This window comes from Shinella sp. GW821-FHT10F02 (assembly GCF_058809275.1).
Window position 1 is genome coordinate 480,174 of the sequence record NZ_JBXASL010000003.1, and the last position, 25,685, is coordinate 505,858.

Genomic DNA, 25,685 nt, shown 5'->3' on the forward strand with positions numbered 1-25,685 from the left:
TTGTCATGAACCTGTCATGCCAGGGTGCGATGCGCCGGAAACGGCACGCGGCACAGGAGGCAAGCATGACCATCGTCACCTCGGTCGATCAGTTGAACGCGCTTTACGGCGAACCCGGCGAAGCCTCGCTCGTCAAGGTGACGGACTTCCTGCTGCCGGAATATCGCGCGATGATCGAGGCCTCGCCCTTCATGGCGCTCGCCACCGTCGGGCCGGAAGGGCTCGATTGCTCGCCGCGCGGCGATGCCGGCGCCGTCATCCACATCGAGGACGAGCGCACGCTGATGCTGCCGGACTGGCGCGGCAACAACCGCATCGATTCGCTCTCCAACATCGTGCGCGATCCGCGCGTGGCGCTGATGTTCCTCATTCCCGGCTCCAACACGACCATGCGCCTCAACGGCCGCGCCGTGGTGCGTATCGACCAGGCGATCACCGAGCGCTTCGTGATGGATGGCAAACACCCCCGCTCCGTCGTCGTGATCTCGATCGAAGAGGTCTATTCGCAATGCGCGCGCGCCGTTCTGCGCGCCGACCTCTGGAACCCGGAGAAATTCCGCGATACCTCTTGCCTGCCGACCGTGGGCCAGATGCTCGCCTCGGCCAAGAAGGGTTTCGACGGCACCGCCTATGATCGGGAATGGCCCGGCCGGGCCGCCAAGACCATGTGGTGAGGGACGGCGAATATCTTGCCCTCCCGACCCGTCTTGTTAGCGATTGCAAGCGGCCACGGCCGACAGGTGGAGTTGGGAATGCGGATAGGAATTTTTGCGGCGGCGATCGCCGCAGTGCTCGCGGCTTCGGCCGGAGCGGCCAAGGCGGATGAGCTGATCGAAAGCTACGGCGCCTATATCGGCCAGGACGATCTCTACAACTCCAGCAACGAGCGCCTGACGCAGCCCTGGCAGGTCATCCGCCAGGACCGCGCCAATGTGCATCGCTTCGGCGTCAGCCAGCCCGGCGACGATTTCGACAACTTCTTCGCCTCGGCGCGCAATCGCGAGCTCGCCGAGCGCATGATCCGCAGCGGCCGCATAGACGGCAGCGCCGCACGCCGCCTGCTGAACGGCGACGTGCAGATCCACGTCGAAATCTGGCGCGGCGGAGGAGGCGATTATATCAACATTTCCGTGGACTAAGCACGCGCTTGCGGGTGCAGCGCTCTTCGTGCTCGCCGCCTCAGTGGCGGGCGCTGCGGAGCCCAATCTTGCGGCCCGCCTGAAACTGCTCGTCGCGGCCTATCCCGAAAGCCTCGCCGGCATCGAGGGCAACAGCCTCGTCTTCAAGGACGGCGGACCGCCGCTCGAAATCGACGACGGCAAGACGAAGGACCATCAGGCGGCGCTCGCCGCCGGCGACGTCGAGGACAGCCTCCAGCAAATTTATCCGCTCGGCGCCTGCGACGTGAAACCGGTGGTGAATTTCGATCCCGGCCGCATTCGCAGCGACGCGCTGATGATGCGGCTTTACGGAAAATCGGCGAAGGCGGTGCAGGCCGATCTCGTGCCGGTCAAATGGTTCGGCGCGACGGTGCGCGTGACCAAGCGGCAGGGCGCGGCTGCGGCTCTGGAGAAGGTGCGCGACGAGCTTGCGGCAAAACCCGAGCTGAAGCGCTACCTGGCGCCGTCGGCCGGCACCTTCAACTGGCGCAAGGTTTCCGGCGCGCCCAACATGTCGGTGCACAGTTTCGGCGCGGCGATCGATCTCAACACCAAGTTTGCGGACTATTGGATCTGGTCAGGCGGCAAGCCGGGCAAGGTGCCGAAATATGCCAACAAGTACCCGCTGGAGATCGTCGATATCTTCGAGCGGCACGGCTATGTCTGGGGCGGACGCTGGTATCACTACGACACCATGCATTTCGAGTATCGCCCCGATCTCATCGCCATAGCAAAAGCGGCAGGCGATGCCGCCTGCCGCTGAGACGAAATAGTCCCCAAACCTCTCCTCCGTCATCCTCGGGCTTGACCCGAGGATCCATAACCCTTTGAAAATAATGGATCCTCGGGTCAAGCCCGAGGATGACGGAGTGGTTGGGGCGGCAGGGCGTTTCCGTCTGCCGCTGATCGGTTTCAGCTTTTTGATCAATCGCGAACGATGACCGTCACGCCCGCCGTGACCTGGGCATAGAGGTGTTCGACGTCTTCGTTCGCCATGCGGATGCAGCCGGAGGACTGCGCCTTGCCGAGCGAGGACGGCTGGTTGGTGCCGTGGATGCGGTAGATGGTCGAGCCGAGATAGATGGCGCGCGAGCCGAGCGGGTTGTCGAGGCCGCCCTTCATCGAGACCGGCAGGATCTTGCCCTTCTTGGCTTCGCGGGCACGCATGTCTTCCGGTGGCGTCCAGGTCGGCCATTCGGTCTTGCGGGTGACCTTTTCCGCACCCGTCCAGATGAACCCCTCGCGGCCGACGCTGACGGCATATTTCATGGCAAGGCCCGAACCGAGGACGTGGTAGAGGCGGCGTTCGGAATTGTCGACGATGATTGTGCCGGGTGCGACCTTCTCGTTAAAGGCGACGAGTTCGCGGGCGATCGGCGCGCGGGAGACGGCGGCGATCTTCCTTTCCGACTTGACCGGCTTGCCGCCCGACAGCACCTGCAGCCAGCCCGTCTTCTGGGCCGAGGAGGAGAGCGAGGCGACCTCGATCGGGTCGACGGCATTGTCGGCGGCGAAGGCCGCGCCTGCGGTGGAAAGAAGACCTGCGAGAAGAGCGATGGCGAGCTTTTTCATTGTCCTGGTCCCTGTTTGCGGCCGTTGGCTTCATGCCCGGCGCTTTGTTTTGATGGGGACTTTCTAGGACAGCGGCGCGCGCCACGATGTTCCGGCGGGAACAGGCCTCCCGCCGGCTTTTCCAAGCCCCTAGAAGGGCTGGATCCAGACGAGGCTGCTCAGCATCAGGGCGGCGATCATCGTCAGTTCGAAAAATCCGGTTTGCATGGCACGTTCCTCCCGTGCCGCAAAAACGCGCGACTCCCGCCGCGGTTCCGCCGGATTTGGCGGGCGAGGAAAAATTTCGTGCCAAACGCAAAGCGGCGCCCGAAGGCGCCGTTTCGAAGAGGGTAGTAGCCCGCTTATTTGCGGTAGATCAGCCAGCTCTTGGCGAAATCCTTCTTCATGCCGTCCTCGAACGGCATGGTGCGGTTGCGGCCGCCGTTCTTGGCGCAATAGAGGGCGATGTCGGCCTTGGAGTAGAGCTCGCCCGGGCCTTCCGCCCAGGAGGCCATGCAGAAGCCGAGCGAGATGGTGATCGGGCCGTAATTGACGCCGGTCTTGGAATTCTTGAAGGGCGTGTGCTCGAGCGCGACGCGGATGCGCTCGGCGATCGCCATCGCCTCTTCCTCGGTGTTGCCCTCGACGATCATCGCGAATTCCTCGCCGCCGGTGCGGGCAACGAGAATGTCCTTGCGCACATTTGCGCGGATCAGGCTGCCGACGGAGGCGAGGATCTTGTCGCCGACCGGGTGGCCGTAGGTGTCGTTGATCTTCTTGAAATGGTCGATATCGGCGAGGATCAGCGCGGTCACGCCGCGCGACATCGTCGAATTGTAGATGGCGGAGAGCTTGTCGTCGAAGGCGCGGCGGTTGGAGAGCTGCGTCAGCGAATCCGTGTTGGCGATGCGCTTGTACTCGTCGAGTTCCTTGCGCACATTGTCCATCTCGATCGACTTCTGCGCGACGTTCTCCACCATCTCCTTGCCCTGGTTGATGGTGTCGCCGGTCGCCTGCGTCAGCACGCCGACGACGCTCTTGATGATCTCGACGCTGGTGGCGTTCTTGCCGGTGATGCGCCCGAATGTTTCGTCGAGCAGCTTGTTGTAGCTTTCGAGCGAGGTCTGCTCCTGCTTCAGCAGGCGCAGCAGCCCTTCCAGCTCGCCGACGATCTTGGTGTGCGCGCCGTCGATGGCGGTCGCGCCGTGGTGATGGCCGAAATACTTCGCGCCGATCTCGTCCAGCTCTTCCTGTGAGGCCTTGCTGCCGAGGGCGGCGAGTTCGCGCGTCAGCTTGGGATTGGAACCGATATAGGCCTCGTAGAACAACTCGTAGTTCCGCGGGATGGGCGCGACGCCCATTATGCGCATGGCATAGGTCACCTGGGCCGCGATATCCGGCACCTGGACCTTCTGCGCAACTGCCGTGTTCATGTCGGCTGCTCCTGAATTTCGTTGGTTGGCTCCCGACCCGCAAAATAAAGCGAAAATGCTTTGGGAATGATTAACGGTTGTGAACTCCCCTTACGGAATCCTGGCAGCAAAAAAGGCCGCAAATCCAATGATCTACGGCCTTTCCAGGTAGAATATTCGAATTTTCTATATCAACCCGGCATAATCATTTTCTCAGGGCGTACAACCGCGTCAAATTCTTCGTTCGTGACGTATCCGCCGCCGACCGCTTCTTCGCGCAGCGTCGTCCCGTTTTTATGGGCGGTTTTCGCGATTTTTGCGGCACTGTCGTAGCCGATCTTCGGGGCGAGTGCTGTGACGAGCATCAGCGAGCGGTCGAGTGCCGCCTTGATGTTGTCCTCGCGCGCCTCGATGCCGGTGACGCAATTGTCGGTAAACGAGATTGCGGCGTCCGAAAGAAGCTGGACCGATTGCAGGAAGTTGTAGGCCATCAGCGGGTTGAAGACGTTGAGCTCGAAATGGCCCTGGCTGCCGGCGAAGGTGAGAGAGGCATGGTTGCCGAAGACCTGGGCGCAGACCTGGGTGAGGGCCTCGCACTGGGTCGGGTTGACCTTGCCGGGCATGATGGACGAGCCCGGCTCGTTTTCCGGCAGCGCCAGTTCGCCGAGGCCGGAGCGCGGGCCGGAGCCGAGGAAGCGGATGTCGTTGGCGATCTTGAAGAGCGCGGCGGCGGCCGCGTTGATCGCGCCGTGCGAGAAGACCATCGAATCGTGGGCGGCGAGCGCCTCGAACTTGTTCGGCGCGGTCTTGAAGGCGATGCCGGTGATCTGCGCAATGTGGTCGGCGACCTTTTCGGCAAAGCCGACCGGCGCGTTGAGGCCCGTGCCGACGGCGGTGCCGCCCTGGGCGAGTTCGCACAGGCCTGGCAGCGTCAGCTCGATGCGCTTGATCGAGGAGGCGACCTGCGCGGCGTAGCCCGAAAATTCCTGGCCGAGCGTCAGTGGGGTCGCGTCCTGCGTGTGCGTGCGGCCGATCTTGATGATGTGGTCGAAGGCCTTCACCTTCGCTTCAAGGGCGGCGTGCAGGTGCTTCAGCGCCGGCAGCAGGTCGTGCACGATGCGCTCGGCGCAGGCGATGTGCATGGCCGTCGGATAGGTGTCGTTCGACGACTGGCTCATGTTGACGTGGTCGTTCGGGTGCACCGGCTTCTTCGAGCCCATGACGCCGCCGAGCATTTCGATTGCCCGGTTGGAGATCACCTCATTGGCGTTCATGTTCGACTGAGTGCCCGAGCCCGTCTGCCAGACGACGAGCGGGAAATGGTCGTTGAGCTTGCCGTCGATGACTTCCTGCGCGGCTTCCGTGATGGCCTTGGCGAGTGCCGGGTCGAGACGGCCGAGTTCGGCATTGGCTCGGGCGGCGGCCTGCTTGACGATGCCGAGCGCACGCACGACCGAAAGCGGCTGCTTTTCCCAGCCGATCTTGAAATTGCCGAGCGAGCGCTGGGCCTGCGCGCCCCAGTAGCGGCTGTTGTCCACTTCGATGGGGCCGAATGTATCCGTTTCCGTGCGCGTCGATGTCATTGTGCTTCCCGCTAAAAACCCATGCGCTTCGTCCTGCCGCCGGCGATGCCGCCGCATGGGGCGCGGCAGGCCGGGCGAGCGCGGGCCGTTTCATGAAAGGCCGCGCTGGCGCGAAAAAATCGCGAAAATCTCTGGCTCATCTGCGACCCGGTTGCAAGGGGCGGAATGGCCGCGCGGGACGAGACTTTCGGTTAAAATCGATTAGGCCGCGAACGGGCAGGATGAGGGCGCGCAGAGCGCTCGCGACGCTGTGCTTTTTCCATCACAATCGCCGGCTTGTTTTTCGCGTCTTGCTGGCGTTCCAAGCGGAATTTTCGTTTCCAGCGGGAAAATTCGACGCCAATTCAAATTTTTACGCCTCCCCATCCGTCTCGCTTGCCGAGGTCCGAAATGACGGTTTCGTGAGGTCTAGCAAGGCTGGCGGGGAGGGGCGTTTCCTTTTCATTCACCATCCTTTCCTATAACTTACCGGCCTGCTGGTTCGGGCGCCACCAGAGACCGCGACACGCGCGGGTCAATCGGGGAATGGAATACAATGAAGCTTACCAAGACTGCCGTGCTGGCCGCCGCGCTGGCTCTCTCCTGCGCCACTGTTTCGCTCAACGCGACGCCCGCCAACGCCCTGACCGTCATGGAATGGCTGAACGGCAAGAAAAAGCAGAAGGCCGAGCCGCTTCCAGGCGTCGACACCGGTTTTGCGCTGCCGGGCGCCACGGCGAAGCAGGAAGCCAAGCCGCTGCCCCGCGTCACCGGTCCGCGCTACTATACCTACAAGGCCGATGCGCTGAAGCGCGTCGCCGTCGACAAGCTGGCCGATCCCGTCATCACGAGCTCTATTTCTGCCTCCGTCCAGCCGGCCGGCGATGCGGGTATCCGCGCCGCTTTCGCCACCGTCGATGTGCGCACGACCGAGGGGCCTGCCAAGGCGGTCGAGAGTTTTTACGGCCAGCAGAAGAAATTCGTCTGGATCGACGGCACGGGCATCAATGAGAAGGCGAAGACCGCCATCGCGGTGCTGGCCGATGCCGCTTCGGTCGGCCTCGATCCCTGGGACTATGCGGTCAAGATCCCGTCGGACGCCTTCGACAGCGCCGACATGAACAAGCGCTACGGCGAGCTTGCGACCTTCGAGGTGGCACTTTCGGCCGCCGTCGCGACCTATGTGCAGGACGCCGTGCGCGGCCGCATCGATCCGAACAAGATTTCCGGCTACCACGATTTCAAGCGCAAGGACGTCAATCTTGTCGCGGCGCTGAAGAACGTGGCGATGAGCAGCAACGTCAAGGGCTATCTCGAGAGCCGCTCGCCTTCGAGCGCCGATTTCCAGGCACTGAAGGCGGAGCTTGCCAAGCTGAAGGCTGAAACCGCGGGCGAAGACCGCGTGGTCATCGCCGAAGGCACGCTGTTGAAGCCCGGTCAGAGCAATCCGGAACTTGCTAATGTCGTCAAGGGCATCGTCAAGCACGGTTCCGACGCGCTGAAGACCGATCATTCGGTGACGATCGCCACCTATGCCGGCACGCCCGAATATACGCCGGAACTGGTCGCCCTCGTGGAAGCCTTCCAGAAGGAAAACGGCCTGAAGCCGGACGGCGTCGTCGGCAAGGCCTCGATCCGCAAGATGACGGGCGGCGACAGCGTCGCCGACAAGGTCGCCAAGGTCGAGGTGGCGCTGGAGCAGGCGCGCTGGCTGCCGGTCGATCTCGGCGCCCGCCACGTCTTCATCAACCAGCCGGCCTTCCAGGTCTATTATTACGAGGACGGCGCGGAAAAGTTCTCGATGCGCACGGTCGTCGGCTCGAAGTCGAACCAGACCTATTTCTTCGAGGACAAGGTGCAGACCGTCGAGGTCAACCCCTATTGGGGCGTGCCGCAGTCGATCATCATCAACGAGATGCTGCCTAAGCTTCGCAGCGATCCGTCCTATCTCGACCGCATGGGCTACGAGGTCGCCGTTGGTGGCCGCGCGGTGCCGTCCTCGTCGGTCAACTGGTACGGCTCGACCTCGGGCGTTTCCGTGCGCCAGCCGCCGAGCGGCGACAATGCGCTGGGCGAACTCAAGATCCTGTTCCCGAACAGCCACGCCATCTACATGCACGACACGCCGTCGAAGAGCTTCTTCAAGAAGGACATGCGCGCACTCAGCCATGGCTGCGTACGCCTCGCCGAACCGCGCAAGATGGCAGCCGCCGTGCTCGGCGTGAGCGAGGACGAGGTCGGCAAGGAGATCGCCGCCGGCCACAACAAGGCGCTGCCGGTCAAAGCGGATATCCCGATCTACATCGCCTATTTCACCGCCTGGCCGAACAAGGACGGCGTGGTCGAATTCTTCGACGACGTCTATGGCCGTGACGACTATATGCGCAAGGCTTTTGCCGCGACGCAGAAGGCGCGGCAGGTCCAGGGCTGATCGGTTCAGCCCCAGGTCAGCGGGTCTAGCCGCAGATAAAAGGCGAGGCGCTCCCGGTCGGGCGCCTCGATTTTTAGGGCAGCGAAGAGGATGTCGAAGGCTTTTTTGGCCTCCGCTTCCGTCGTCCAGTTTTCCCCGGCATTGGCGAGCATGAGCGTGAGGTCGGCGTAGCGATCCGCCGTGCCGAGGCGGCCGAGATCGATCAGGCCCGTGCAGCGCAACGTCTGCGGGTCCACCATGAAATTCGGCATGCAGGGATCGCCGTGGCAGACCACGCGATCCTGCCGTTCCTGTGCCAGCCGCAGCGGCAGTTCTGCCTCGACGCGGGCGAGCAACTCGCCTGCCGGCCGCTCCTTGTCCTCATCGGGCAAAAAATCCGGATTGACGGCGTCGCGCGCCACGACATCGGCGGCGCGGGCGAACATGCCGGCAAGGTTTTTCTCGAACGGGCAGTTTTCGATCGGAAGGGCGTGGAACGCGGCGAGCTGTTCCGCCATGGACGGCCAGGCCTTGAGGAGGTCGGCGCCCGAAAGCGTCACCGCCGGCACGCCCGTCACGGCGCTCATGACGAGGCAGGCGCCTTGTTCGTTCTCGTACCAATCCAGAAGTGCGGGGCAGGCGATGCCCTTGTCCGCCAGCCAGCCGAGCCTGTCGCGTTCGCCGGCAAGTTCCGCAGCACGCGGTCCGGCCGCGAGCTTCGCGTAGCTGCGCCCGTCCGGGCTGCGAAAAACCCGGTCGCCGGATTCGCCTTGATGCGCCGGCACCCAGCCGGCGCGGATATCCAGAAGCGTCCCGGCCCAGTCCATGGGGCCGCTCAGCGGGCGATGAGGCGCTCGACGAGGTCGGGCGTCAATTCGTCGAAATGGGCGATGACATGGGTCGGCTCCAACTCGGCGACCGGCACGTCGGAATAGCCGAAGGGCACGCCGATCGAGGGGACGCCGGCATTGCGCGCGACGAGCATGTCGTTGAGGCTGTCGCCGATCATCACGGTGCGCAGCGGATCGGCTTCGGCGAGGCGGACCGTGCCGAGCAGGTGTTCGGCATCCGGCTTGCGGACCGCGAATGTGTCGCCGCCGGTGATCGCCGCGAAACGCGCGGTCAGCCCGAGGCCGTCGACGAGGCGGCGGGCGAGGCCTTCCATCTTGTTGGTGCAGACGGCGAGGCGGTAGCCGGCGCCGGAAAGGCGGTCCATCGCATCGACGAGGCCCGGATAGGGCACCGAGACGCCGGGCATGGCTTCCGCATAATGGTTGACGAAGACGCCGAGCATGCGGGCCAGCTCCTCCTCGCTGATCTCGCGGCCGCGCAGCGAGAAGGCGCGCTTGATCATCACCGTCCCGCCATGGCCGACGAGATAGGTGAGGTCGTCATAGGTGATGGGGTCCAGGCCTTCGAGACCGATCGTGTGGTTGAGGCTTGCCACGAGGTCGTGCGCGGTATCGATGAGCGTTCCGTCGAGATCGAAGACAACGAGAGATGCGGACATGCGGGAAACCTTGTGAGGAGAGCGAGGGCAGGCCTCTCCGGTATGCGATGGCGTCGGCATTTGCAATCGGCTTCTCGCCCAGGGGGATGCGGCGATTTTGGCTTTCGTTTGCCATTCAGGGCGTGTAAGTGTCTCACCGGAATTCCGGCCGCTTCGGGCGCCGGCTGACGCGTATTCAGGGAGTTTTGGGGCATGGACGCCCGGGAAATGAAGATCAAGGCCGCCGAGGCTGCACTTTCCCATGTGGAAGACGGCATGCGCCTCGGCATCGGCACCGGCTCGACTGCGGAAGAGTTCGTACGGCTTCTGGCGGAGAGGGTCGCTGGCGGCCTGAAGGTCGAGGGCGTGCCCACATCCGAGCGCACGGCGCGGCTCTGCGTCGAACTCGGCGTGCCGCTGAAGTCGCTCGACGAGCTGCCGGAACTCGACCTCACCATTGACGGCGCCGACGAAGTCGACGGCCGCCTGAGCCTCATCAAGGGCGGCGGCGGTGCGCTGCTGCGCGAAAAGATCGTCGCCAGTGCCTCGACGCGCATGATCGTGATTGCCGACGAGAGCAAGGTGGTCGAGACGCTCGGCGCCTTCAAGCTGCCGATCGAGGTCAACCCGTTCGGGCTTGCCGCCACGCGCATTGCCATCGAGAAGGCGGCCGCCCGGCTTGGCCTTTCGGGCGCCATCGTGCTGCGTGCGTCGGGCGACGGCACCTTCATGACCGACGGTGGACACTACATTCTCGACGCATCTTTTGGCCGCATTCCTGATGCAGATGCGCTCGCAAGCAGCCTCAATGACATACCCGGTGTCGTCGAACACGGACTCTTCATCAATATGGCGTCGCTGGCCATCATCGCGGGACCCGCTGGTGCGCGCACGCTGACGGCAAAAGAATAGACAGGAGCACAGACCGATATGATCAAATTTGCTGGTTTCGGCCGGACCCTCGCGGTGACCCTTATCGTTTCGGCAAGCCTTGCAGGCGCTGCCACGGCGCAGGACGTCACGGACGAACAGATCAAGACCGCCCGCTCTGCCATCGACGCCATCGGCGCGACGAACGGTTTCGACAACATCCTGCCGGGCCTTGCCGTGCGCATCAAGAGCACGCTGGTTCAGGCCTCGCCGAACCACGAATCGGAAATCAATGCAACCGTCGACGAGCAGGCGCTTGCGCTTGCGCCGCGCCGCGCCGATCTGGAGCGCGAGGCCGCGTCGATCTACGCCAAGACCTTCACCCAGGATGAGCTGAAGGCGATCGCCGATTTCTATACATCGCCGGTCGGCAAGAAGCTGCTATCGGATGGCCCGATCGCCACGCGCGAAGTCATGAAGGCCGCCGAGATCTGGGCTGTCGGCGTCGATCGCGACCTGCGGGCTGAAAGCGCCAAGAAACTCAACCCGATCCTCGGCAGCGTGCCGGCCACCGATGGTGCGGCCACCGAGGGTGGCGAAGCGCAGCAGCCGCAGCAGTAATCGATTTTCCAAAAAAGGCGGCGTCAGCCGCCTTTTTCTTTTGCACCACCTGCTCCTATATGTTCTTCGGCCCGGTGACGGATTCGCGCTGCCGGCCCCGTCAGACGGCCACGCTTGCCCGCAGGAGATCTACCCATGGCGACTTTCGACTACGACCTCTTCGTCATCGGCGGAGGTTCCGGCGGCGTGCGTAGTGCGCGGCTGGCCGCCAGCATGGGCAAGAAGGTGGCGATCGCGGAAGAATTCCGCTTCGGCGGCACCTGCGTCATCCGCGGCTGCGTGCCGAAGAAGCTCTACGTCTACGCCTCGCAGTTCCACGAGCATTTCGAGGATGCGGCCGGGTTCGGCTGGCAGGTCGGGGAGACGCGCTTCGACTGGCAGGCGCTCGTTGCCGCCAAGGAGAAGGAAATCACCCGCCTCGAAGGGCTTTACCGCAAGGGGCTCGACAATGCGGGCGCCACGATCCTTGCGACGCGTGCCGTGCTGGTCGGGCCGAACACCATCCGGCTCACCGCGACCGACGAGCTGGTGACGGCGGAGCGCATCCTGATCGCCGTCGGCGGCCATCCGACGCCGCATCCCGGGCTTCCCGGCTTCGAGCTGTGCATCTCCTCGAACGAGGCATTCGACCTGCCGGCGCTGCCGAAAGCCATCCTGATCGCCGGTGGCGGCTATATCGCGGTCGAATTTGCCAACATCTTCCATGGCCTCGGCGTCGAGACGACGCTGATCTACCGCGGCAAGCAGATCCTGTCGCGCTTCGACCAGGACATGCGCCATGGCCTGCAATCCGCGATGATCGCCAAGGGCATCCGCGTGATCTGCGAGGATATCATCACCGACGTGTCCGAGACCGACGACGGTCGCCGCTCCGTCACCACCAAGTCGGGCGAGACGCTTGTCGTCGACCAGGTCATGCTGGCGCTCGGCCGCGTGCCGAACACCGGCAGTCTCGGATTGGAAACGGCGGGCGTGGCGACGAACGAGAAGGGCGCGATCATCGTCGACGATTTTTCGCGCACCAATGTCGAGAGCATTTTTGCGCTCGGCGACGTGACGGACCGCGTGCAGCTTACCCCTGTCGCGATCCATGAGGCCATGTGCTTCATCGAGACGGAGTTCCGCGGCAACCCGGTCTCGCCGGACCATGACATGATCGCCACCGCCGTGTTCTCGCAGCCCGAGATCGGCACCGTCGGCATGAGCGAGGAGGAGGCGGCAAAGGCCTTCGACGATCTCGAAATCTACCGTGCCGAATTCCGCCCGATGAAGGCGACGCTCTCTGGCCGGCAGGAAAAGACGATCATGAAGCTCGTCGTCAACGCCGCCGACCGCAAGGTGCTGGGCGCCCATATCCTCGGCCACGATGCAGGCGAGATGGCGCAGCTTCTCGGCATTTCGCTGAAGGCCGGCGTCACCAAGGACGACTTCGACCGCACGATGGCGGTGCACCCGACGGCATCCGAAGAGCTCGTCACCATGTACCAGCCGAGCTATCGCGTGCGCGGCGGCCAGCGGGTCTGAAAGCCCGCCGCTCACGGTGACGCAAATCGGCCAGCCTCGGCTGGAACTTCGGCTATGCAAGAACCATCTAACGGTTTATAAGCCCGCATCTTCAAAACGGAGGGGCGTTCGCAGGCTTTCGCGGGCGCTTCAGGACAGGTGAGTATCATGGCACAGAATTGGACCCCGACCAGCTGGCGGCAGAAGCCCATCCAGCAGGTTCCGGATTATCCGGATCTCGCCGCATTGGCGGCGACTGAAGAGCGCCTCGCGAAGTTTCCGCCGCTCGTTTTCGCCGGCGAGGCACGCCGCCTGAAGTCGGCGCTGGCCAACGTTTCCGAGGGCAAGGGCTTCCTGCTCCAGGGCGGCGACTGTGCCGAAAGCTTCGCCGAACACGGCGCCGATACGATCCGCGACTTCTTCCGCGCCTTCCTCCAGATGGCCGTGGTGCTGACTTTTGGCGCCCAGCAGCCCGTCGTGAAAGTCGGCCGTATTGCCGGCCAGTTCGCCAAGCCCCGCTCCTCGGGCATCGAGAAGCAGGGTGACGTGTCGCTGCCGTCCTACCGCGGCGACATCATCAACGGCATCGAGTTCACCGAGGAAGAGCGCATTCCGAACCCGGAACGCCAGCTGATGGCCTACCGCCAGTCGGCCGCGACGCTGAACCTGCTGCGCGCTTTCGCGATGGGCGGTTACGCCAATCTCGAGAACGTCAACCAGTGGATGCTCGGCTTCGTCAAGGATAGCCCGCAGGCCGAGCGCTACCGCAAGCTCGCCGACCGGATTTCCGAGACGATGGACTTCATGAAGGCGATCGGCATCACCTCGGAAAACCATCCGAACCTGCGCGAGACCGATTTCTTCACCAGCCACGAGGCCCTGCTGCTCGGCTACGAGCAGGCGCTCACCCGCGTCGATTCGACCTCTGGCGACTGGTATGCGACGTCCGGCCACATGATCTGGATCGGCGACCGCACGCGCCAGGCCGACCATGCGCATGTCGAATATTGCCGCGGTATCAAGAACCCGCTCGGCCTCAAGTGCGGCCCGACGCTGACCAGCGACGGCCTGCTGGAGCTGATCGACCTCCTGAACCCGGCAAACGAGGCCGGCCGCCTGACGCTGATCTGCCGCTTCGGCCACGACAAGGTCGCCGACAACCTGCCGCGCCTCATCCGCGCCGTCGAGCGGGAAGGCAAGAAGGTCGTCTGGTCCTGCGACCCGATGCACGGCAACACGATCACGCTCAACAACTACAAGACCCGTCCGTTCGAGCGGATCCTGTCGGAAGTCGAAAGCTTCTTCCAGATCCACCGCGCGGAAGGCACGCATCCGGGCGGCATCCATATCGAGATGACCGGCAACGACGTGACGGAATGCACGGGTGGCGCGCGGGCGCTGTCGGGCGACGACCTCGCCGACCGCTACCACACGCATTGCGATCCGCGTCTCAATGCCGACCAGGCACTGGAGCTCGCCTTCCTTCTTGCCGAGCGCATGAAGGGCGGCCGGGACGAAAAGCGCATGGTCGTGAACGGCTGATCGCCTTTCGTTCGTGCTTCGTCTCCGTAAATTAGCGGGGCTGATGCATGCATTCAGAAACGTGAATTTGACAGGAACCGGGCCGGCTCGCAAAGCTGGCCCGGTTTCGTTTGGGAGGACATATGAGCGAAGAACATTCGGGGCATTGCCTGTGCGGCGCAGTGCGCTTTCGCACGCACGGCGCGTTGCGCGAGGTGGTCGCCTGCCATTGCAGCCAGTGCCGCCGGCAGACCGGGCATTTTTATGCGGCGACCAATGTACGCGACGATGCGCTTGCCGTAGAGGGCGGCGAGAACGTCACCTGGTACAGGGCAAGCGACACGGCAAGCCGCGGCTTCTGCCGCGTCTGCGGTTCCGCCCTGTTCTGGAAGGGCGACGGTTCCGACTATACATCGATCATGGCCGGCGCCTTCGACCAGCCGACCGGGCTCAGGATCGGCGTGCATATCTTCTGCGCCGACAAGGGCGACTATTACGAGATCAACGACGACGCACCACGCTTCGCCCAGGGGCACTGAGGGCTACTGGACGAGGGCTGGGCGTTTGCAGGAGACGCCGGTGACGCGGATGTCGGCCTCGCCGATCCGGATGCCGGCGACCAGCAGCAGGTTGTAGAGAAGCTGGTCGAGCGCCGGCGTCACGGTGCCGAGCGTGGTGGCGAGCGCCGACGTGAGGATCGACGCGTTGATCGGCAGGCCGAGCAGCTTCACGTTGATCTCCAGCTCCATGTCCCCCAGCATGGTCTGGATGGTGGAGGAGAGCGTGTCGCGGGTCGATACGGATTTCGTCGTTCCGGCGGCGATTTCTGCCGATGTATAGGTGAGGTGAGTTTTTGTCAGATTCATCGCCTCGCCGGGTGCTCGCGCATCGACGCTTAAAAGCGCCGAATCGACAATGCGGGCCTTTTCCACGCGGGGCTCATCGGAGAAATGCGACAGCACCGAGGGGTTGACCTTGCCAAGCGCGATTTCCGCAACGCCCGCCACTGCGTCGATGGCCACACTGGCATTGCTGGCCGAACCGCCAAGACAGCGGATATCGGCAAGCTTTGCCTCCGACGCGGCGACCTCGATATAAAGCGGCAGCTTGACACGCAGGCCAGCAAGCACTGCGAGGCCATCAATGTTCACCTCGACCGCAAGCCGCGTCTGGGCGCTGCGCACCGCGGTGCCCGGCGCGCCAAGCCTATTCGACGGGGTCTCCACCGGCGGTTCGCCGATTGCGAGGTCCACGGTAACGGCGCCAAGGCCGGGCACAACCGTGCCGAGGTCGAGGGCGACCTGGTTCGTTCCATTCGCCAGCGCGGCCGCGGAAGAGATCATCTGCAAGGCGTTGATCGACATCTTCCAGTCGCCGCCGGTTCCAATCGTTAGGCCTTTCTTCGGATCGAGGTTAAGGATGCGCGACAGCGGCAGTTTCACCTTGCTGCCGGCCGTTGCCTGCTCCAGCAGCCGCAGGGCTGACCGTACGGGGCCGGAAAGCCCCTCGACGGCGCCCATCGAGGTGAGAAGTTGCGGCATGGTTACGCCGGCATTCAGCACATCCTCATAGGTGCCGGCCGTCAGGTTGAGGTTCGTCGCAATCGCCTTCAGGAACGGCTGGACCGAAATGTCGGTATCGACCAGCGCCCGGTAGTCCATGACGTTGAGTGAGAGGTTCGTGCCGAGGAGTTTCCCGAGCAGCGCATTCAGGATGCCGCCATTGAGGCTGGCAAGACGCGTGCCGATGGAGAAGGAGGCTGTCTTGGAGCGGGCGGCGGAGCCCGTGGCCGAAAGCTTCAGCGAGTTCTGCATGAAGAGCGAGGAGACAAAGAGGTCGGCTTTCCTTGAAAGCATCACGCGGGCGGCGTCCGCATCCGTGGTGGCAGTCTTGAATCGCGCTTCCGGCGCGATAGCGGGGTCAGCAATATAGCGCCCGCGCTCGACAAGCGCCGTTCCCTGCGTCAACTTGGCGTTGCTGGGCGTGATCACCGCGGGGATGACCTTGCCGTCCTTACCGGTCACGGAGATCGGCAGGTTGTTGAGTGCAAAGTAGGTGGCGGCCGATTGTTCGGCATCGCCGACGCTTGCAGCGGCGGCGATGGCGGCAAGATCCGCTTCCGTCTGCAATTGGCGCTGTTGCAGCGTGAGGTAGCTATAGTCAACGCCGAGCGCGATCGAAAAAATCAGGAGGGGCAGGCTCAGGGCTGCGAGGGTGCCGATGTTGCCTGCGCGATCCTTGAGGAGTGTTTTGGGCGCCTTCATGCGTCAAAGCCCTCCTACGCGAACAGTGGCATAGCGCTCGATCTTTTTCCCGGGGAGCACGAAGGTGAAGAGGCCCCAGATGGGCAAATCGCTTGAATCGTAGGAGATGACGACCGTGAATTGATCCGAATTACCAGGATCGTCCCCAATCACCACCTGCATCTTCGAGCGATTTATAAAGGAGTAATCAAACCGCGACGCTTCGAGATAGCGGTTTACCAGCGTGACCCGTTCCGTCGAATTAATACCCGCGACCGCCGTACGGGCTGCATCGGCGGCGATCTGTTGCACGGAACTCGCGACGCTCAGGTAGATGCCGTAGGCAATGATCGTGAAGAGCACGAGAAAGAAGAGTGGCGCGATGATCGCAAACTCGATTGCCGACGTGCCAGCGCGATCCTTGCAAAGGCGGGACAGAGCATACATGACATCTCCTCCTTAGGATTGTGACGAGGCTGTCCGCATCCACCAATGGATGCTGAGGTCATGGTGCACCCTGAATCTTAAGTTCCCCTTTAAATTGCGTTGTTTTATTATGAAGCACTTTTTGATTGTGCGCTATTTAGTTTCGCCCTTCTAATATGTTGTGCAAGCGCAGAACTTCGCGCTTGAGCCCTGCGATCTCTTCGATGAAGTGCGTATCAATCTTGTGGTGTAGAGCGATCAACTCGATCTCCGCCTTGAGGTTGACCTCATAGTCCTTGGAGGCCTCGAAGCGGTCGCGGGCGGCCTGCCGGTTCTGCGACATCATGATGATTGGCGCCTGGATGGCCGCGAGCATGGACAAAACGAGGTTCAGGAAGATGAAAGGGTAGGGGTCGAAGGCGTCGCGCGTGAGCAGGATCGTATTGGAAACCGTCCAGACAACCAGGAAGATAAAAAAGCCGATGATGAAGCCCCACGAACCGCCGATGCGGGCGATGTCGTCGGCGATGCGTTCGCCGAACGACTGTTTGGCCTCATAGGCGACGTTCCTGTCTTCCGACAGGATGCGGCCTTCGCGGGAGTGCAGCAGCACTTCCCGCTCGGTCTCGTCGAGTTCGCTGGCGGCTTTGCCGAAGAGGATCTGGGCTGCGTCGTCGAAGGGTCTCATGGGCCGGGCTCCGGAGAAGGGAATCGGAGCCCTAGCCTAGCGCTGTTTAGAAGCCCGCCGCCATCAGTTCTGCGTGGGAATTGAAGAAGCGCTCGAGACCGTACTGCTTGCCGAACATGATGTCGTGCTGCAGGAAGCGGAAGTCGCGCACCAGCGGGTCGATCGTCTTCTTGCGCGCCCAGCCGGCCGTGCCCTTGCCCTTGGCGTCGATCAGCATGTAGCGGTCGATGACACGCAGCTTGTCGTGCACCGCGCCGAGGAAGCCGGTATAGTAGGGATGCTCGAAGCCGGCTTCCTTGAGGATGTAGTAGGACAGGAAGGCCGGGCTGATCGTGCCGATCTCCTTTTCCGTGCCGGTCTTGTTCGACCAGATGACGAGCGGGGTCTCGTGCTCCTTCTGCATCTGCTCGGGCGAGCCCTTGCGCGAGGCGGTGATGCCCTTCATGTAGCCGGAGTTCTGGTAGACCGTGTTGAGCGGCGGCAGGTGATCGCCGAAGACGACGATGATCGTCTCGCGGTCGCGCGTCTTCGCCCAGTCCATCAGCATCTTCAGGCTCTGGTCCGCTTCCTTCACGCCCTGCGCGTAGCTGGCGAGCATGCGGTTGTCGCGCGCATCGAGCTTGCCGTCCACGGCAATGTCCGTCTTCGCATAGCGCCCGTCGTCATAGGGGCCGTGGCCCTGGAGCGTGACGGTGAAGAAGAAGAACGGGTCTTCCTGCGCATCCGCCTGGCGGATGATTTCCTTGATCAGCGCCTCGTCCGAGGTGAAGTTGCCGCGTTTTGCCAGCGGCGGCATCTTATCGACGTCCTTGAAGGTCTGGAAGCCGAAGGCCTTGTAGACGCTGGAGCGGTTCCAGAACCAGCCGGAGAACGGATGGATGGCGCGCGCCGTATAACCTTCCGCCCGGAAGAAGGTGGCAAGCGAGGGGATCGGCTTGCGCACATATTGCTGGTAGGGAATGCTGCCCGTGGGAAGGAAGGCGTTGGAAAAGCCGGTCAGCGCCTCGAATTCGACATTGGCGGTGAGCCCGCCGAATTCCGGCGAGAAGACGTTGCCGCTCTGGCTTTCGCGGATCACCGGCATCGGATCCGCCGAGAGCTTTACGCTCTGGATGCGCGTCGGATCCCACAGCGATTCACTCATCACCACGATGACGTCGGGCTTGGAGCGGTGCGTCGTGCCGGCCGGCAGCGGCTTCGACGGGATCTTGTCGATCGCATCGACCATGTAGCCGGCAGGCGCCTGCACGTTGGCCATCGGCAGGTTGATGGCGAAGGCCATGACGAAGCCGTTGTGGCGATAGTTCTCCGCCTGGTCCCACATGATCGGGAAGACCTTCAGCCGATCGCGGACCCAGGAGAACTCGTTGTAGTCCATGATGGAGACGAAGCCGGCGATGAGCGGCAGTGCGACGGCGAGCCGCGTCAGGCGCTCCTTCTTCGTCAGCGGGCGGAAGCGGCGCCAGGCGAAGACCCACAGGCTGATGAGGGCGGCGACGGATGCGACGACGGCGAGCGCAAGGGCTGCGGCCGTCCACGGCCGGTCCTGCACCAGCACCGGCATCAGCTCCATGATTTGGCGCCCGAAGAGCAGGTCGGTCGGATAGAGCGGGTCGGTGAGAAAGACCTGCTTCTGCTGCGAGATGACACCCATCAGCACGACGAGCGGCGAAACGAGCAGCACGGCCTTGTGCTGCCGGCCGATCAGGGCATCGATGGCGAGGTAGAGCAGGAAGAACACGCCCGTGGTGGTCCAGGCGGGCTGTTCGGGGTTGGTGAAATAAAGCCAGGTCTGGTCAACGGAGCCGCGCGTGATAAGCTCGACGGCAACGACGGTAAGGAGGGCGAGAAGCAGGGAGACGGCGAGCGAACGCAGGACCGCCAGCGCCTTGATATGACGCGCGAAAAAGCCTGCTTCAACGGCAAGGCCTTCGGCGGCTTCGATAGCCACGGCAGTGGGAGTGAACAGGGCCAAGGCCATCTCCAAACTTCATAAAACTTTCGTACCATTGTCATATGGATGTCATCTTGAACAGGAGATGAACGGTTTCTGCAACGTTCATCCAGTGCTTTGGTTCCCCCTGTTGCACTGCGGCAATGTTCGGCGCGAGACGCTGAAAAACCGGGGCTTGCGCCGAAAGCGCGCGCAAACCGCACGCAAACCCCACCGCCCTTCATTCCCAAAGCGCTCGGCATGCTCTAAAGAGCTTGTCGACCGTTCGAGAGTGCGGCAGCGAGGCGCGGCCGCAGGATCGGACACCATGAGGAAACGGGTCCGCAGACATGACTTCCGAGACTGAAAAGGCGACGCTGCGCATCGCTATTGCGCAATTGAACCCGACCGTCGGCGACATTGCCGGCAATCTCGCCAAGGCGCGCGCCGCGCGCGAGGACGCCGCCCGCCAGGGCGCCGACCTGCTGCTTCTGACGGAGCTGTTCATTTCCGGCTATCCGCCGGAAGACCTCGTGCTGAAACCCGCCTTCCTGAAGGCCTGCCGCCGCGCGGTGGACGACCTCGCCAACGACACCGCCGACGGCGGCCCCGGCGTCATCATTGGCTTCCCGCGGCAGGACGAGACCGGGCGCTACAACGCCGTCGCCGTGCTCGATGGCGGCAAGGTGATCGCGGTGCGCGACAAGGTCGACCTGCCGAACTACGGCGAGTTCGACGAGAAGCGCGTCTTCGACCAGGGCGCCATGCCTGGACCGGTCAATTTCCGCGGCGTGCGCCTCGGTATTCCGATTTGCGAGGATATCTGGGGCGAGCTCGGCGTCTGCGAGACGCTGGCCGAAAGCGGCGCCGAAATCCTGCTGTCGCCGAACGGTTCACCCTATTATCGCGCCAAGGTCGACGTGCGCCACCAGGTGGTGCTGAAGCAGGTCATCGAGACCGGGCTGCCGCTCATCTACGCCAACCAGCTCGGCGGCCAGGACGAGCTGGTGTTCGATGGCGCGAGCTTCGCCTTCAACACGGACAAGTCGCTCGCCTTCCAGATGAGCCAGTTCGAGGAGACGATCGCGCTCACCACCTGGAAGAAGCGCGGCGACGGCTGGGTCTGCGACGGCGGGCCGATGTCGCGCATTCCCGAGCACGAGGAGGCGGATTACCGCGCCTGCCTGCTCGGCTTCCGAGACTACGTCAACAAGAACGGCTTCAAGAATGTCGTGCTCGGCCTGTCCGGCGGCATCGATTCGGCGATCTGCGCGGCGATTGCCGTGGATGCGCTGGGCGAGGAACGGGTGCGCTGCATCATGCTGCCCTACCGCTATACCTCGAAGGATTCGCTGAAGGACGCGGCCGATTGCGCCAAGCTGCTCGGCTGCCGCTATGACATCGTGCCGATCGAGGCGCCGGTGAGCGGCTTCCTCTCCTCGCTTTCGGAACTTTTCGAAGGCACGGAAGAGGGCATCACGGAAGAAAACCTGCAGAGCCGCACGCGCGGCACGATCCTGATGGCCGTCTCCAACAAGTTCGGCTCGATGGTCGTCACCACCGGCAACAAGTCGGAAATGTCGGTCGGTTACGCCACGCTCTACGGCGACATGAACGGCGGCTTCAACCCGATCAAGGACCTCTACAAGATGCAGGTTTACGCGCTGTCGCGTTGGCGCAACGCGCATACGCCCCCGGGCGCGCTCGGCCCGACGGGCGAGGTGATCCCGAAGAACATCATCGACAAGGCGCCGTCCGCCGAACTGCGCCCCAACCAGACGGACCAGGATTCGCTGCCGCCCTATCCGGTGCTCGACGACATCCTCGAATGCCTCGTCGAAAAGGAGATGAGCACTGAGGAGATCGTTTCGCGCGGCCATGACGTGGCGACGGTGCATCGCATCGAGCACCTGCTCTACATCGCCGAATACAAGCGCCGCCAGTCGGCACCGGGCGTCAAGATCACCAAAAAGAACTTCGGCCGCGACCGCCGCTACCCGATCACCAACCGGTTCCGGGATCGGGGGTAGTGTTGCATTAACCGCTGCACGCAAAAGTCGGTCCCGGCGATTGCCGCGAGACCGGCTTTTGCTACTGTTATCGCAGATTTGCGAGAGCGGTGGCCATGACGGAACGAAGAGTCGCGCTTTTCATCGATGCGGAAAACCTGCCGGCATCGGCATCATCCATCATTGTTGAAGAGGCCATGCGGCACGGAAAACTGAGCGAGCGTCGCATATATGGCGATTTTTCCCTGCCGGCCCTAGCACCTTGGCTCGGTGTCCTGCCGCGTCATGCGCTTTCGCCGTTTCAGACGGCGGGTGGTGCAATCGGCAAGAATGGTGCGGATATCGCGCTGGTCATCGACGCTACGGAAATGCTCTGCGACGATAGTGTGGATGTGTTCTGCCTGGCGACGTCCGATGGCGACTTCACACAACTGGCAATGCGCATACGCCAGCGGGGCAAGATTGCCGTGGGCATTGGCCGGGCCGCAGCCTCTGCCCGTTTTCGCGAAGTGTGCGATCTTTTCAGGGCGTTGCCGACGGCAAACCCCGAAAAGAAGCCTGTGGCAGTCGCGGCACCGGCGCAAAAGAAACCGGCAAGCGACGCAGCAAAGGTGCCGGGGACGCGGAAGCTGGAGCCGGTTCTGCTGCAGCGCGCCATGCTCGCCACGGCGTCGCCTCAGGGCGGCTGGGTCGCGTTGCCGGTCCTCATGAAGGGCTTGCAGGCATGCGCGCCGTCCTTCAGCGTCAAAGCCTATGGACATAGCCAGTTCCACAAGCTGCTTGCTTTTTCCGGCGTCGAACTGACGGCGGATCACAAGCAGGCGCGGTTGAAGGCACCGGCATTGCAGAAGGTGGTCGATAACGGATAGACAGTCAGAGTCGTCAAAATCCGCAGGCATTTTCCATGCGCAGTTCCGTCGAGATCCACAACATTGTCACTGCCGAAACGCGGATTGTCTGGCAAACGGAGCGATTGGTCGAAGCGCCGAATTTTTCGCGGGATGGGCGTTTCCTGGTCATCAACGGTGATGGGTTGCTCTATCGCTTGTCGCTTGATGGCGGCGAGCTGGTGCAGATCGACACGGGGTTTGCGACGCTCTGCAACAACGACCACGGGCTTTCGCCCGACGGCACGTTGCTGGCAATCAGCGACAAGGTGGAGTTCGGCAAGTCGGCGATCTATGTGCTGGCGGCGGAGGGCGGCGCGCCGCGGCTGGTGACGCCGAACCTGCCGTCCTACTGGCATGGCTGGTCGCCGGATGGGGCGACATTCGCCTATTGCGGCATCCGCGGCGATCTCTTCGATATCTACACGATCCCGGTCGCGGGCGGCGAGGAGCGGCGGCTGACTTTTGGCGAGGGGCGCAATGACGGGCCGGATTATTCGGCGGATGGCGAATGGATCTATTTCAACTCCAGCCGCACGGGCCGCATGCAGATCTGGCGGGTGCGGCCGGACGGCAGCGAGCCGATGCGCATCACCGACAGCCCCTATGGCGACTGGTTCCCGCATCCATCGCCCGATGGCCGGCACCTGCTGGTGCTCTCCTATGATGGCGATGTCTTCGACCATCCGCGCGATCTCAACGTGCGCTTGCGCCTGATGGACATGGATGGCGGCAATGCGCGCGAACTCTTTCCGCTCTTCGGCGGGCAGGGCACGATGAACGTGCCGAACTGGGCGCCGGACGGCGAAAAATTCGCCTTCGTGCGCTACGCGCCGGCCGCCTGATCTCCCCATATCCGGTGAGCGCAAGTTAAGTTTTCACTCACCAGCCCGCTTAAGCGATTTTTGCCGTCTTCCCTGTAGCCTTTGTTCAACAATGTCCGGAAAACCGGGCGGGGGACAGGCAGGGGCAGAGATGACGGGCAAGGCTGAAGAAAGCCGCGCGACACGGCGACGCGGGGTTGGTTTGGTGATCCGGACGGCGGCCGTGATGATCGTGCTGCTGTTCGGCGCCGCCAATTACCTCGTGCTCGACTACGCGATCGAGCGGGCCGACAGTTTCGTCGCCGAGACCGAGCGCACGCTGGTGCGCAACGAGTTCGGCCACCAGATCGACCAGGTGGTGCAGTACCAGAGCCAGCTTTCCTTCTGGGACAAGAGCTTCAACGAGCTTGCCGACGGCATGCCGGGCGATGCCTTCGTGCGCGACCAGCTGCGTGACTGGATGTGGTCCGACTTCGGTTTTTCCTGGATGATCTTCGCCTCGCCGGACGGCGAGAAGGTGCTCGGCGTCTATCGCGGGGAAAAGGTTTCCGAGAGCAAGGCGCGCGAGAAGCTGCATTGGGTGAGCGACCTCACCCACAAGGCCGAGCGCAAGTACCGAGAGGCGCTCTCGCCGGATCGCGGCGGCTGGCAGGTCGCGCGCGCCAAGGAGGACCCCGACCTCCTGACGCCGGCGCTGCCCGAAATCCACGTCACCGGCATGCGCCTCATCGACCGCGTGATGAGCATCGTCGTCGTGCAGGCCGTCGTTCCGAAGTCGCTCTATATCCCGGCCCACCGGCTGGAGCCGACGCTGCTCATCACCGTCAAGCCGGTCTCGCAAAAGATGCTGGCGAACACCGAGCGGCGGCTCGGCGTGCATGATCTCGGCTTTACCCCCATCGTGACGCAGGAGCCGGGGCTGGTGATGACGCCGGTTGGCGCCGATGCCTACAATCCGATGGTCGCCTCCTGGCGGCCGAACATGCCGGGCTCCTTCGTCTGGCGCTCGGCGCTGCCGCAGATCGCGATGTTCGTACTGGTCTTCGCCGGCGTCATGCTCTTTGTCACGCTGCGCTTCTCCGCCCTTATCAAGGCGCTCCAGCGCAGCGAGGCGAAAAACGCTTTCCTCGCACGGCACGATACGCTGACGGGGCTGAAGAACCGCAGCGGTTTCGACGAGGAGGTGCGCCGCGCCATCCGCAAGGGCGAGAACAAGCCCTTCGCCATCCTCGCGCTCGACCTCGACAAGTTCAAGGCGGTCAACGACCGGCATGGCCATGCCGCAGGCGACGCCGTGTTGCAGGCCGTGGCTCGGCGTTTTTCCGATCGCATCGGCAAGCAGGGCTGCGTCGCCCGTCTTGGCGGCGACGAATTCTCGGTGCTGCTCACGGGCGAGCGGAGTTGCGAGGCGCTGCTGGAGCTTGCCGGCAGCCTCGTGCGCGATACGCAGGTGCCCATCGCCTATGATGGCCAGTTGCTCGTCATCGGCGGTAGTGCCGGCATCGCGCAGTTCCCGCAGCATGGCGGCTCCGTGCACGACGTGATGGTGATGGCGGATGCCGCGCTCTATGCCGCCAAGAACGCCGGCCGCAACCGCGCCGTCCATGCGGATCATATCGGCCAGGAGATGATCATCGAGGCCGGCGAGGCCCGCGCGGCCTGACCATGCCGAAAATGCTTGCGGAACAAGCGGCTGGATGCACTCTTTGAGAGATTGAGTCACATCTTTCTGGGAGGCGCGCAAATGAGCAATGGAGCACGGCTGGACGGCAGGATCGCCGTCGTGACGGGCGGAACGCAGGGGCTGGGTGCGACGATCGCCCGGCTTTTTGCCGAGCGGGGTGCGGCGGGGCTGGTCATCTGCGGCCGCAACGCCGCCAAGGGCGAGGCGAAGGCGCAGGAAATTTCAGGCGCGACGGGCGTCAAGACGCTCTATGTGCAGGCGGACCTCGAAAAGGTCGAGGATGCGCGCGCGGTGATCGCTGCCTGCGACAAGGCCTTCGGCCGCATCGATGCGCTGGTGAACGCCGCCGCCATCACCGACCGCGGCACGATCCTCGATACCAGCCCGGAACTGTTCGACCGCATGTTCGCGGTCAATGTGCGCGCACCCTTCTTCCTGATGCAGGAGGCGATTTCGGTGATGCGGCGTGAGAAGACCGAGGGCACCATCGTCAATATAGGCTCGATGTCCGCCAAGGCCGGCCAGCCGTTCATCTCCGCCTATTGCGCCTCCAAGGGTGCGCTGGAGACGCTGACCAAGAACACGGCCTATGCCGTGCTTCGCAACCGCATCCGCGTTAACGGCCTCAATATCGGCTGGATGGCCTCGGAGGGCGAAGACCGCATCCAGCGTGAATTCCACGGTGCGGCCGATGACTGGCTGGCGAAGGCGGCGGCAAGCCAGCCCTTCGGCCGGCTGGTCGATCCGGCGGAGGTGGCGCGTGCCTGTGCCTATCTGTCTTCGGAGGAGTCCGGCCTGATGACGGGCTCGGTGATCTGCTTCGACCAGTCGATCTGGGGTGCCTATGACGGCTCGCCGCATCCGGTCGCGCCGCTTTGAGGCGCTGACAGGC

General features: G+C 63.4%; 22 protein-coding genes and 1 pseudogene. 14 read left to right on the forward strand and 9 right to left on the reverse strand.

Features of this window, described 5'->3' with window-relative positions; all coding sequences use genetic code 11:
• Window positions 1-65: 65 nt before the first annotated feature.
• The 3 genes from AC1RWL_RS12115 to AC1RWL_RS12125 all read left to right on the forward strand — a co-directional run bounded on the left by AC1RWL_RS12115 (window position 66) and on the right by AC1RWL_RS12125 (window position 1,923).
• The gene (locus AC1RWL_RS12115) at window positions 66-674 is read left to right on the forward strand and encodes a pyridoxamine 5'-phosphate oxidase family protein (RefSeq protein ID WP_493094625.1); all 609 of its coding nucleotides are present in this window, start codon (window positions 66-68) and stop codon (window positions 672-674) included.
• 78 nt (window positions 675-752) lie between these two features.
• A complete protein-coding gene (locus AC1RWL_RS12120) occupies window positions 753-1,139 on the forward strand; it encodes a hypothetical protein (RefSeq protein ID WP_256115612.1) in 387 nt (128 codons plus the stop codon).
• 28 nt (window positions 1,140-1,167) lie between these two features.
• Window positions 1,168-1,923, forward strand: coding sequence for a M15 family metallopeptidase (locus tag AC1RWL_RS12125; protein ID WP_493094624.1), 756 nt, complete (start codon window positions 1,168-1,170; stop codon window positions 1,921-1,923).
• A 161-nt stretch (window positions 1,924-2,084) separates the two neighbouring features.
• Here the strand turns inward: AC1RWL_RS12125 and AC1RWL_RS12130 are convergent, their stop codons facing one another.
• From AC1RWL_RS12130 to fumC, 3 genes are all read right to left on the reverse strand, one after another.
• Complete coding sequence (locus AC1RWL_RS12130; protein WP_493094623.1) at window positions 2,085-2,732, reverse strand: L,D-transpeptidase; 648 nt, start codon at window positions 2,730-2,732, stop codon at window positions 2,085-2,087.
• A gap of 341 nt (window positions 2,733-3,073) precedes the next feature.
• A complete protein-coding gene (locus tag AC1RWL_RS12135) occupies window positions 3,074-4,144 on the reverse strand; it encodes a GGDEF domain-containing protein (protein ID WP_439627307.1) in 1,071 nt (356 codons plus the stop codon).
• A 170-nt stretch (window positions 4,145-4,314) separates the two neighbouring features.
• Entirely contained in the window at window positions 4,315-5,763 is a 1,449-nt protein-coding gene (fumC, locus tag AC1RWL_RS12140; protein WP_493094622.1) for a class II fumarate hydratase, read from the reverse strand.
• Window positions 5,764-6,241: 478 nt separating this feature from the next.
• On the opposite strand from fumC, the gene AC1RWL_RS12145 reads away from it, so the two are divergent.
• Window positions 6,242-8,116 (forward strand): L,D-transpeptidase family protein, encoded by a 1,875-nt coding sequence (locus tag AC1RWL_RS12145; protein ID WP_493094621.1) that lies wholly within the window; start codon window positions 6,242-6,244, stop codon window positions 8,114-8,116.
• 5 nt (window positions 8,117-8,121) lie between these two features.
• Here AC1RWL_RS12145 and AC1RWL_RS12150 read toward each other — a convergent pair whose 3' ends face one another.
• The gene (locus tag AC1RWL_RS12150; protein ID WP_493094620.1) at window positions 8,122-8,922 is read right to left on the reverse strand and encodes an APH(3'') family aminoglycoside O-phosphotransferase; all 801 of its coding nucleotides are present in this window, start codon (window positions 8,920-8,922) and stop codon (window positions 8,122-8,124) included.
• Between the two features lie 8 nt (window positions 8,923-8,930).
• Window positions 8,931-9,605 (reverse strand): HAD family hydrolase, encoded by a 675-nt coding sequence (locus AC1RWL_RS12155; RefSeq protein WP_493094619.1) that lies wholly within the window; start codon window positions 9,603-9,605, stop codon window positions 8,931-8,933.
• A 192-nt stretch (window positions 9,606-9,797) separates the two neighbouring features.
• Between AC1RWL_RS12155 and rpiA the strand changes: the two genes are divergently transcribed.
• The 5 genes from rpiA to AC1RWL_RS12180 all read left to right on the forward strand — a co-directional run bounded on the left by rpiA (window position 9,798) and on the right by AC1RWL_RS12180 (window position 14,638).
• Window positions 9,798-10,496, forward strand: a complete 699-nt coding sequence (rpiA, locus tag AC1RWL_RS12160; protein WP_435267103.1) for a ribose-5-phosphate isomerase RpiA — start codon at window positions 9,798-9,800, stop codon at window positions 10,494-10,496.
• A gap of 18 nt (window positions 10,497-10,514) precedes the next feature.
• A complete protein-coding gene (locus AC1RWL_RS12165) occupies window positions 10,515-11,075 on the forward strand; it encodes a DUF2059 domain-containing protein (RefSeq protein ID WP_256115622.1) in 561 nt (186 codons plus the stop codon).
• A 135-nt stretch (window positions 11,076-11,210) separates the two neighbouring features.
• Window positions 11,211-12,599: a glutathione-disulfide reductase gene (gene gor, locus AC1RWL_RS12170; RefSeq protein WP_493094618.1), complete on the forward strand. Its 1,389-nt coding sequence runs from the start codon at window positions 11,211-11,213 to the stop codon at window positions 12,597-12,599.
• Window positions 12,600-12,746: 147 nt separating this feature from the next.
• Window positions 12,747-14,120 carry a class II 3-deoxy-7-phosphoheptulonate synthase gene (locus AC1RWL_RS12175; RefSeq protein ID WP_439618498.1) on the forward strand — a complete coding sequence of 458 codons (1,374 nt, stop codon included), beginning with the start codon at window positions 12,747-12,749 and terminating at the stop codon, window positions 14,118-14,120.
• A 122-nt stretch (window positions 14,121-14,242) separates the two neighbouring features.
• Window positions 14,243-14,638 carry a GFA family protein gene (locus tag AC1RWL_RS12180; protein ID WP_493094617.1) on the forward strand — a complete coding sequence of 132 codons (396 nt, stop codon included), beginning with the start codon at window positions 14,243-14,245 and terminating at the stop codon, window positions 14,636-14,638.
• Between the two features lie 3 nt (window positions 14,639-14,641).
• Here the strand turns inward: AC1RWL_RS12180 and AC1RWL_RS12185 are convergent, their stop codons facing one another.
• From AC1RWL_RS12185 to AC1RWL_RS12200, 4 genes are all read right to left on the reverse strand, one after another.
• Window positions 14,642-16,363, reverse strand: coding sequence for a pilus assembly protein TadG-related protein (locus AC1RWL_RS12185; protein ID WP_493094616.1), 1,722 nt, complete (start codon window positions 16,361-16,363; stop codon window positions 14,642-14,644).
• A gap of 3 nt (window positions 16,364-16,366) precedes the next feature.
• A complete protein-coding gene (locus AC1RWL_RS12190; protein WP_256115628.1) occupies window positions 16,367-16,789 on the reverse strand; it encodes a TadE/TadG family type IV pilus assembly protein in 423 nt (140 codons plus the stop codon).
• A gap of 136 nt (window positions 16,790-16,925) precedes the next feature.
• On the reverse strand, window positions 16,926-17,456 hold the full coding sequence (locus tag AC1RWL_RS12195) for a DUF1003 domain-containing protein (RefSeq protein ID WP_493094615.1): 531 nt from the start codon (window positions 17,454-17,456) through the stop codon (window positions 16,926-16,928).
• Between the two features lie 46 nt (window positions 17,457-17,502).
• A complete protein-coding gene (locus AC1RWL_RS12200) occupies window positions 17,503-19,437 on the reverse strand; it encodes an LTA synthase family protein (protein WP_493094614.1) in 1,935 nt (644 codons plus the stop codon).
• 302 nt (window positions 19,438-19,739) lie between these two features.
• Here AC1RWL_RS12200 and AC1RWL_RS12205 point away from each other — a divergent pair, with 302 nt between their 5' ends.
• The 5 genes and pseudogenes from AC1RWL_RS12205 (at window position 19,740) to AC1RWL_RS12225 (ending at window position 25,672) form a co-directional block, all read left to right on the forward strand.
• On the forward strand, window positions 19,740-21,419 hold the full coding sequence (locus tag AC1RWL_RS12205; RefSeq protein ID WP_493094613.1) for an NAD+ synthase: 1,680 nt from the start codon (window positions 19,740-19,742) through the stop codon (window positions 21,417-21,419).
• Between the two features lie 95 nt (window positions 21,420-21,514).
• Window positions 21,515-21,913, forward strand: a pseudogene (locus AC1RWL_RS12210) (NYN domain-containing protein); the annotation flags it as partial.
• A gap of 389 nt (window positions 21,914-22,302) precedes the next feature.
• Window positions 22,303-23,130: a TolB family protein gene (locus AC1RWL_RS12215; RefSeq protein ID WP_493094612.1), complete on the forward strand. Its 828-nt coding sequence runs from the start codon at window positions 22,303-22,305 to the stop codon at window positions 23,128-23,130.
• Between the two features lie 130 nt (window positions 23,131-23,260).
• Window positions 23,261-24,772 carry a diguanylate cyclase domain-containing protein gene (locus tag AC1RWL_RS12220; RefSeq protein ID WP_493158358.1) on the forward strand — a complete coding sequence of 504 codons (1,512 nt, stop codon included), beginning with the start codon at window positions 23,261-23,263 and terminating at the stop codon, window positions 24,770-24,772.
• 81 nt (window positions 24,773-24,853) lie between these two features.
• A complete protein-coding gene (locus AC1RWL_RS12225) occupies window positions 24,854-25,672 on the forward strand; it encodes an SDR family oxidoreductase (protein ID WP_493094610.1) in 819 nt (272 codons plus the stop codon).
• Window positions 25,673-25,685: the final 13 nt, after the last annotated feature.

What these genes read in the sequence shown, in the direction of transcription:
- AC1RWL_RS12145 (WP_493094621.1), top strand. Translation starts at nt 6,242, where the DNA reads ATGAAGCTTACCAAGACTGCCGTGCTGGCCGCCGCGCTGGCTCTCTCC.
- AC1RWL_RS12150 (WP_493094620.1), bottom strand. Translation starts at nt 8,922, where the DNA reads ATGGACTGGGCCGGGACGCTTCTGGATATCCGCGCCGGCTGGGTGCCG.
- AC1RWL_RS12115 (WP_493094625.1), top strand. Translation starts at nt 66, where the DNA reads ATGACCATCGTCACCTCGGTCGATCAGTTGAACGCGCTTTACGGCGAA.
- AC1RWL_RS12215 (WP_493094612.1), top strand. Translation starts at nt 22,303, where the DNA reads ATGCGCAGTTCCGTCGAGATCCACAACATTGTCACTGCCGAAACGCGG.
- AC1RWL_RS12135 (WP_439627307.1), bottom strand. Translation starts at nt 4,144, where the DNA reads ATGAACACGGCAGTTGCGCAGAAGGTCCAGGTGCCGGATATCGCGGCC.
- gor (WP_493094618.1), top strand. Translation starts at nt 11,211, where the DNA reads ATGGCGACTTTCGACTACGACCTCTTCGTCATCGGCGGAGGTTCCGGC.
- AC1RWL_RS12180 (WP_493094617.1), top strand. Translation starts at nt 14,243, where the DNA reads ATGAGCGAAGAACATTCGGGGCATTGCCTGTGCGGCGCAGTGCGCTTT.
- AC1RWL_RS12190 (WP_256115628.1), bottom strand. Translation starts at nt 16,789, where the DNA reads ATGTATGCTCTGTCCCGCCTTTGCAAGGATCGCGCTGGCACGTCGGCA.
- AC1RWL_RS12165 (WP_256115622.1), top strand. Translation starts at nt 10,515, where the DNA reads ATGATCAAATTTGCTGGTTTCGGCCGGACCCTCGCGGTGACCCTTATC.
- AC1RWL_RS12185 (WP_493094616.1), bottom strand. Translation starts at nt 16,363, where the DNA reads ATGAAGGCGCCCAAAACACTCCTCAAGGATCGCGCAGGCAACATCGGC.
- AC1RWL_RS12200 (WP_493094614.1), bottom strand. Translation starts at nt 19,437, where the DNA reads ATGGCCTTGGCCCTGTTCACTCCCACTGCCGTGGCTATCGAAGCCGCC.
- AC1RWL_RS12120 (WP_256115612.1), top strand. Translation starts at nt 753, where the DNA reads ATGCGGATAGGAATTTTTGCGGCGGCGATCGCCGCAGTGCTCGCGGCT.
- AC1RWL_RS12225 (WP_493094610.1), top strand. Translation starts at nt 24,854, where the DNA reads ATGAGCAATGGAGCACGGCTGGACGGCAGGATCGCCGTCGTGACGGGC.
- AC1RWL_RS12220 (WP_493158358.1), top strand. Translation starts at nt 23,261, where the DNA reads ATGACGGGCAAGGCTGAAGAAAGCCGCGCGACACGGCGACGCGGGGTT.
- AC1RWL_RS12195 (WP_493094615.1), bottom strand. Translation starts at nt 17,456, where the DNA reads ATGAGACCCTTCGACGACGCAGCCCAGATCCTCTTCGGCAAAGCCGCC.
- AC1RWL_RS12155 (WP_493094619.1), bottom strand. Translation starts at nt 9,605, where the DNA reads ATGTCCGCATCTCTCGTTGTCTTCGATCTCGACGGAACGCTCATCGAT.
- fumC (WP_493094622.1), bottom strand. Translation starts at nt 5,763, where the DNA reads ATGCGGCGGCATCGCCGGCGGCAGGACGAAGCGCATGGGTTTTTAGCG.
- rpiA (WP_435267103.1), top strand. Translation starts at nt 9,798, where the DNA reads ATGGACGCCCGGGAAATGAAGATCAAGGCCGCCGAGGCTGCACTTTCC.
- AC1RWL_RS12130 (WP_493094623.1), bottom strand. Translation starts at nt 2,732, where the DNA reads ATGAAAAAGCTCGCCATCGCTCTTCTCGCAGGTCTTCTTTCCACCGCA.
- AC1RWL_RS12175 (WP_439618498.1), top strand. Translation starts at nt 12,747, where the DNA reads ATGGCACAGAATTGGACCCCGACCAGCTGGCGGCAGAAGCCCATCCAG.
- AC1RWL_RS12205 (WP_493094613.1), top strand. Translation starts at nt 19,740, where the DNA reads ATGACTTCCGAGACTGAAAAGGCGACGCTGCGCATCGCTATTGCGCAA.